Here is a 6,964-nt window from a genome sequence, read left to right on the forward strand (position 1 = left end):
GCATGACCATCCAACGCCTGCATGTTTCAAAACGCTTTTCCGAAATCGCTATTTCAGGTCAATTGGTCCATTTAGCAGGTCAATTGGCAACAGACCTTGATTTAGACATCAAAGGACAAACACAGCAAACATTTGAGCTTATTGATCAGTTCCTTGCAGATGCCGGTACAGATAAAAGCCAGATTATGTCAGTGACCATTTATCTGAAAGATATTGAACAGGATTATGCAGCATTTAATGAAGTATGGGATGCGTGGGTGTCAGACATTGAAGCATTACCCAGAACTTGTGTTGAAGCCAAATTATACGACCCGCGTGTACTGGTAGAATTAACCGTCGTAGCCGTTAAGCCTGAATAATCATTAAGCCTAAATAACCATTAAAAAAAAGCATGTCTAAAGACACGCTTTTTTTTGCAAAAGGCTTTGCTCTTTGAATCCCTAAGATCCAATAATTTTGATCTTTTTACGTTCCAAATCTGAATATAAATGATATTTTTTCAAATCATTAACCGGTACAAATGGCGCTTGTACACGCTGCTCATTTAAGAAATCTTCGCGTAATTGAACGTACTCAGGCACATCATCATAACGAATGACACGATAGCCTGCCAAAGCGAGCAAAGCATCTTGATATTGCGACTGCTGCATCCGTTTGAGTACCATTGGATCATCTAAAGCGACGATCGCTAAGATTTGGTGCTGTTCATCGAGGACAACAAAGTCCGCCACCATATTTCGATACTTGTTCCGCGTCCGATAATATTTCGTGGTCAACAGTGCATCAAAAGACACATGCGCAAGGATTGTATGCTTAGGCAAAATTTCTTTTAAACGCGTGTAGGTTAATTGCTCATTAATGTTGAAAATAGCACGTTGTTTCAATGCGCTATCTTGTTGCTTAGAATCACCTTCTAAACTTTTCCAAGCCATTATGAGCACACAGAAGAGTAAAATACTCCCTATTACTATGTATATAGTCATCTCATAATCCTTTATATTTCTTATATTTTTGGTTTTTGACATACTTCTTATGAATACGAAGTATACAACCAGTATTATTTTTTTAATTTCCTATTAAAAAAAATAACTCTAACTTTCACACAATACGTATTTAAACTGACAAAAAGTTGCAAACTTAAAGCGTCAAACATCACATGCCACTTCGTTCAGAGTAATAGCATCCATTGCTATATATTGATACTTTAGATCATTCGCTAAAACGACAGCAAGTGCATTTCCTCTCACTGTCTGACAATTCCGATAAGCTGTCAAATTTTGCTCGTATTTCATTGAGATAACCGACGCACATATGGCATTGAGCTTGTAACAACATATAAAAATGCAAACTGTCTGATGCTGCCGAGCATATCAGCCATAAAAAAAGACACCGAAGTGTCTTTTTTTATTTCATCATTTTAAGCGCGTGATTTAGGCTTCGATTTTCCTTTGGGTTTCGAACCGCCAAAAGGTTTTTTCGCTTCACCCGTTTCACGCGGCGGCAGACCAGTATGCTGCGTCAAGATTTGACCGCGCTCAGGACGCTTCTTGGTATTTGAAGGACGCGATTGAGCAGCCTTCGTCCGATTACCTTGTTCGCCTGTACGTTTTTGTGAATCACCCGCAATGCTTGAGTTCTTTTTACGTGCAGATTGGTATTGGCCCTCAGCACTACCCGCAGGCTGATACGTCGGAATCAAATGCTGTTTTGAGTTCCCGATCAGATCCTGACGCCCCATTTCTTTGAGCGCTTCACGTAGCAATGGCCAGTTGTTTGGATCATGATAACGCAAGAAGGCTTTATGCAAACGGCGGCGTTTTTCACCTTTCACGATATCGACATTTTCGGTATAACGCGCCACTTTAGCCAGCGGGTTTTTACCGGTGTAATACATGGTCGTTGCAGTCGCCATTGGTGATGGATAGAAGGTTTGCACCTGATCGGCACGGAAACCATTCTTCTTCAGCCAAATCGCTAAGTTCATCATGTCATAGTCCGTCGTACCCGGATGCGCTGCAATAAAGTAAGGAATGAGATACTGCTCTTTCCCTGCTTCCTTACTGAAACGATCAAACATTTGTTTGAAACGGTCATAGGTCCCGATCCCCGGTTTCATCATCTTCGATAATGGACCTTTTTCGGTATGTTCAGGCGCAATCTTCAGGTAACCGCCGACGTGATGTGTCACCAATTCTTTGACATATTCTGGGTTTAACACCGCAAGGTCATAGCGTAAACCAGAACCGATCAGAATCTTTTTAATCCCCGGCAATGAACGTGCTTTACGGTATAACTGCGTTAAAGGTGCATGATCGGTATGTAAGTTTTGACATACACCCGGGAATACACACGACGGCTTACGGCAGTTCTTTTCAATCTCAGGATCTTTACATGCCAAACGGTACATATTGGCCGTTGGGCCGCCTAAGTCAGAAATGATCCCAGTAAATCCCGGTGCGGTATCACGAATTTTTTCAACTTCACGCAAAATCGATTCTTCAGAACGGTTTTGAATGATACGCCCTTCATGCTCTGTAATTGAGCAGAAGGTACAGCCGCCAAAACAGCCACGCATAATGTTTACAGAGAACTTAATCATGTCAAAAGCAGGAAAACGCGCTTCACCATAAGCTGGATGCGGCAGACGTGCATACGGCAAGTCAAACACATAATCCATTTCCTCTGTAGTCAATGGAATCGGCGGTGGATTTAACCAGACATCACGTTCACCATGCTTTTGTACCATCGCGCGCGCATTGCCCGGATTGGTTTCCAAATGCAAAATACGGTTGGCATGTGCATACAGCACAGGATCATTCGCCACATCTTCATAGGCAGGCAAACGAATCACCGCCAATTCACGCGGCGGCAATTTATGCTTAATGGCTTTTGATGCAGGTTGCAGCTGCACGATTTGCGTGTCGGCGTCTAAATTATCGCCTTCACGAACAATCGGATTTGCTACCGCCTCTTTTTGGAAGCCCTGATATTGCGTAACGCTGTCTTTGCCTTTCTCGATTTCACAGCCTTCAAGGTCTTCAGTCATCACGTACGGGTTAATGATCGGATCGACACGGCCAATCGCATCGACATCATTTGATGCGATTTCAACAAACTTCGCTTTTGAAGCCCGGTTATTTTTATTCACAATAAATGCGGTACCGCGGACATCCGTAATCTCTTGGATTTTTTCACCACGGGCCAAACGATGCATGATTTCCGTGATTGAACGTTCACCATTACCATACATCAATAGGTCGGCTTTCGAGTCCATCAATACTGAACGGCGGACTTTATCTGACCAATAATCATAATGCGCAATACGGCGCAGCGAGGCTTCAATACCGCCCAATAATACAGGCACATCTGGATATGCTTCACGCACACGCTGGCAATATACCGTTGCTGCACGGTCTGGACGTTTATTCGGTTGATTATCTGGAGAATACGCATCATCCGAACGGATTTTACGGTCTGCCGTATAGCGGTTGATCATAGAATCCATGTTGCCGGCAGTCACGCCCCAAGCGATATTCGGCTTACCTAACACACGGAAAGCTTCAACATCTGTCCAATCCGGCTGTGCAATAATACCGACACGGAAGCCTTGCGCTTCTAAAGTACGACCAATAATGCCTGAGCAGAATGATGGATGGTCAATATAGGCATCACCGCAAACCAAAATAAAGTCGCAGCTATCCCAACCGAGTTGATCCATTTCTTCGCGTGACATCGGCAAAAATGGCGCAGGGTCAAAACAAGACGCCCAATATTTGTCGTAATCAAACAACGCTTTTGGCGCAGTCTGCATAGTATAAGCAGTAGACATGGCTAGCAATTCTCGGCTGGCAGATGGAATGATCTGAAAAAAGATCAAAGAAGATGAAAGCCGATCATTTTACCATGAATTCCATTCATCATGCTTGATTATAATTTATACAACAGCTACAGAATCATTGAATTGTTTTATATAGACATCAGATGTAATCGTGCTGTAGCACGACTATAAAACAAGATTTAAATAAATCATTTGTAACTTTGCTTTAGTTTAAATCAACCTAGAATGTGCCATGAGTTATCGCATTTTTATTCAACATTAAAGCCTGCGCCTGTTGAAATTGAATGTGCATTTCAGGTAAATATTTTTCAATATAAATCTTACGCTTATCTATACTGTCTTGAGTCATTAATGGTTTTACATCAAGCATTTGACGGCGTGTCGTTTCCTGCTGATATTTCTGCCAAAAACTCAATGCTGCATTTGGATCAAAACCCGCTTTCGACATCAGATCAAGTGCAAGGACATCTGCTTCCAGTTCAAATTTTGAAACTTTAGGCAAAAAAACAGCTTGCCCAGTCACACTACTGGCCGCAGTAGCAAGCGCGCCGATACCTGCAGTTGAAGAAATCATCGCCACCTGACTAGCAAACAGCAAGGAAATCTTCTCACGATGATGATCACGCAATGCATGTGCCATTTCATGCGCCATCACAAATGCCAATTCATCTTCAGTCAGCTTTAGACTCCAATACAAACCCGTGTTAATAACAATTTTCCCACTCGGGAAACCATGTGCATTTAAATCTTTATTGAGATTCCCACTGACTTGCCAATCCCATTGACTCGAACCATGGCGGTAAAACTCCGCATTTTGCTTGAGTTTATTTAAAATTTGATCCAATTTCGGATCTATGATCAAAAGTTGCTTGTCTTTCGCTTGATGAATAAATTGTTGATAGGTTCTATCCGCCTGTTTAGTTAATAACTTTTGAGGAACGATAAAAAACTGTTTACGCTCTGCACCTGCTGTCCCTAAATTCGTGGTATTTGCACAAGCTGAAATTAAGATAAAAACCAAAGCCATCATTAAAATAGTTATATTTTTCATAATCACCTTCAGTTTAAAACTAATGATGATCTATTTATATTTCCAACTAAAAATAAATGCAAAAACATTCATAAAATACACATAAACATTAAATATCAATGACTTAAAAATATAATAAATTTTAAAAATGATAACCAAAAATATTTTATTTATTATATTGTGATGCGTTTCATTATTATGAGGCACCTTTTAAAAGAAATATTAGACCAAAGTTGTATAATCATAAAAATAGTAAATTCCGCCATTTTTATAGCGTTATTTATATTAAAAAATAGATGTAAAACGAATATTAAATAATAGCTTATTCACATATTTCTATTTTAATTTATTCAATTGTATTGCTAAAAATAAACCGATCATCAAAATAACAGCAATAAAGCTCGTCAACCCCATCCAACCAGACATTTCCCAAACCAAACCACTACTACTACCCAAGATACTAGAACCTAAGTAGTAGCAAAATAAATACAGAGATGAACCTACGGCACGGTACTGCAGGGATTGAACTGATACCCAACTACTTGCCGTGGAATGCGCTGCAAAAAAAGCAAAAGTGAATATAATCAGCCCCAAAATGACTGACCAAAATGCCGGAATGAGCATGATCAACAACCCCAACAGCATCATGATCAGCATCGAAGGTAAAACTTTTGCCCGTCCAAAGCGTTTCCCCCAACTTGCAGCCCGAGGTGAACTATATATTCCTGCCAAATAAGCTATTGAAATTAGCCCAATCCAAGTTTGAGAAAGTTGATAAGGTTCTTCTAATAGGTGGTAGCTCATATAGTTAAATATAGAGACAAAACATCCCATGAGGATAAAGCCTTGAAGGAATAAAATTCTCAGCTTTGGATCTGCTAAATTTTTAACGAAAGATTCATAAAATCGGTTGAAACGAATGGGGTAAGCTTGAAAATGTTGAGATGCCGGAAGTAATAAAAAGAATGCTGTGGCTATACATAGGTTAATGATTCCAATAATCATCATGGCATTTTGCCAACTAATATAATCAATCAATACCCCGGCAATGAGACGACCACCCATTCCTCCAATCGCAGTACCCGATATATACAGGCCCATTGCAAAGCCTATATCTTTTTGCTCAATTTCTTCACCTATATAAGTCATTGCAACTGCAGCAACACCGCTCACACTTAATCCGATCAGCACGCGATTCAATAAAAATATTTCCCAAAGTGGAAATATAGAACTAATGATTGAAAGTGACGCTGCCAAAAATAAAGCGGTGACCATCACAGGCTTACGACCGAATCGATCTGAAATCAAACCAGTGAATAGCAGCCCAATCGCTAAGGCAATGGTAGAAAAAGATAAAGGAAAGCTGCTATGTGTCGGACTGACATGAAAGAAATTCGCAAAGATGGGCATCATCGGTTGTACACAATACAACGATGAAAAAATTGCGAAGCCAGCTAAAAATAAAGAAAATAAAATGGCAAGAAATGGCCGTGTGCCATATTCAATATATGGAGAATTTGAGGCTAAATCAGACATGAGCTTTCCATCAATGACAAGGATAGTATACGCCTTTCTGCCTTTAATTTAAAAATCACATAAAAATGAATGAAGAATTCTTTATTTTCTCCCCATTCCCTCCCTTTTCATCACACATAAAAAAACACCCCCTGATATCTCAGGGGGTGTTTCGAATAATGAGCTGGCGATGACTTACTCTCACATGGGTAACCCCACACTACCATCAGCGCTAAGAGGTTTCACTTCTGAGTTCGGGAAGGGATCAGGTGGTTCACTCTTGCTATTGTCGCCAGCACAACTGTTATGACTTTGCATTTGGTCTTATCTTTTCAGTGCCGTTGCTTGGTCAAATGAGTTATTAACAGATCATATCTAAGTTGCATATTTTGTTCTTAAGCGTTAACTAAATCAAGTTTGATTGATTATATGTGAATCAATTGATGCTTTACATACAACTGTTTGGGTGTTGTATAGTCAAGCCTCACGAGCAATTAGTATTGGTCAGCTTCATGCGTCACCGCACTTCCACATCCAACCTATCAACGTCGTAGTCTTCAACGGCTCTTTAGTGGACATAA

At 40.3% G+C, this 6,964-nt stretch carries 5 protein-coding genes and 2 rRNA genes; 1 reads left to right on the top strand and 6 read right to left on the bottom strand.

Annotated features, from left to right (window positions below; all coding sequences use genetic code 11):
• Nucleotides 1-2 precede the first annotated feature (2 nt).
• Nucleotides 3-359, top strand: a complete 357-nt coding sequence (locus FTU05_RS04700) for a RidA family protein (protein WP_180109410.1) — start codon at nucleotides 3-5, stop codon at nucleotides 357-359.
• A gap of 81 nt (nucleotides 360-440) precedes the next feature.
• On the opposite strand, the gene FTU05_RS04705 is transcribed toward FTU05_RS04700, so the two are convergent.
• From FTU05_RS04705 to FTU05_RS04730, 6 genes are all read right to left on the bottom strand, one after another.
• Complete coding sequence (locus tag FTU05_RS04705; protein WP_078189487.1) at nucleotides 441-983, bottom strand: DUF2726 domain-containing protein; 543 nt, start codon at nucleotides 981-983, stop codon at nucleotides 441-443.
• Between the two features lie 434 nt (nucleotides 984-1,417).
• On the bottom strand, nucleotides 1,418-3,829 hold the full coding sequence (locus FTU05_RS04710; RefSeq protein WP_180109409.1) for a YgiQ family radical SAM protein: 2,412 nt from the start codon (nucleotides 3,827-3,829) through the stop codon (nucleotides 1,418-1,420).
• Between the two features lie 229 nt (nucleotides 3,830-4,058).
• Entirely contained in the window at nucleotides 4,059-4,889 is an 831-nt protein-coding gene (locus FTU05_RS04715; RefSeq protein WP_180164379.1) for a M48 family metallopeptidase, read from the bottom strand.
• A gap of 315 nt (nucleotides 4,890-5,204) precedes the next feature.
• Nucleotides 5,205-6,404 carry an MFS transporter gene (locus tag FTU05_RS04720; protein ID WP_180109407.1) on the bottom strand — a complete coding sequence of 400 codons (1,200 nt, stop codon included), beginning with the start codon at nucleotides 6,402-6,404 and terminating at the stop codon, nucleotides 5,205-5,207.
• Between the two features lie 161 nt (nucleotides 6,405-6,565).
• Nucleotides 6,566-6,680: ribosomal RNA gene (gene rrf / locus FTU05_RS04725) — 5S ribosomal RNA — on the bottom strand.
• A gap of 176 nt (nucleotides 6,681-6,856) precedes the next feature.
• Nucleotides 6,857-6,964: ribosomal RNA gene (locus FTU05_RS04730) — 23S ribosomal RNA — on the bottom strand; the annotation flags it as partial.

The organism is Acinetobacter sp. YH12049, assembly GCF_013419875.1.
GTDB lineage: Bacteria > Pseudomonadota > Gammaproteobacteria > Pseudomonadales > Moraxellaceae > Acinetobacter > Acinetobacter amyesii.

Excerpts from the sequence above, each read along its gene's own strand:
- FTU05_RS04715 (WP_180164379.1), bottom strand. The coding sequence starts at position 4,889 with ATGAAAAATATAACTATTTTAATGATGGCTTTGGTTTTTATCTTAATT.
- FTU05_RS04710 (WP_180109409.1), bottom strand. The coding sequence starts at position 3,829 with ATGTCTACTGCTTATACTATGCAGACTGCGCCAAAAGCGTTGTTTGAT.
- FTU05_RS04720 (WP_180109407.1), bottom strand. The coding sequence starts at position 6,404 with ATGTCTGATTTAGCCTCAAATTCTCCATATATTGAATATGGCACACGG.
- FTU05_RS04705 (WP_078189487.1), bottom strand. The coding sequence starts at position 983 with ATGACTATATACATAGTAATAGGGAGTATTTTACTCTTCTGTGTGCTC.
- FTU05_RS04700 (WP_180109410.1), top strand. The coding sequence starts at position 3 with ATGACCATCCAACGCCTGCATGTTTCAAAACGCTTTTCCGAAATCGCT.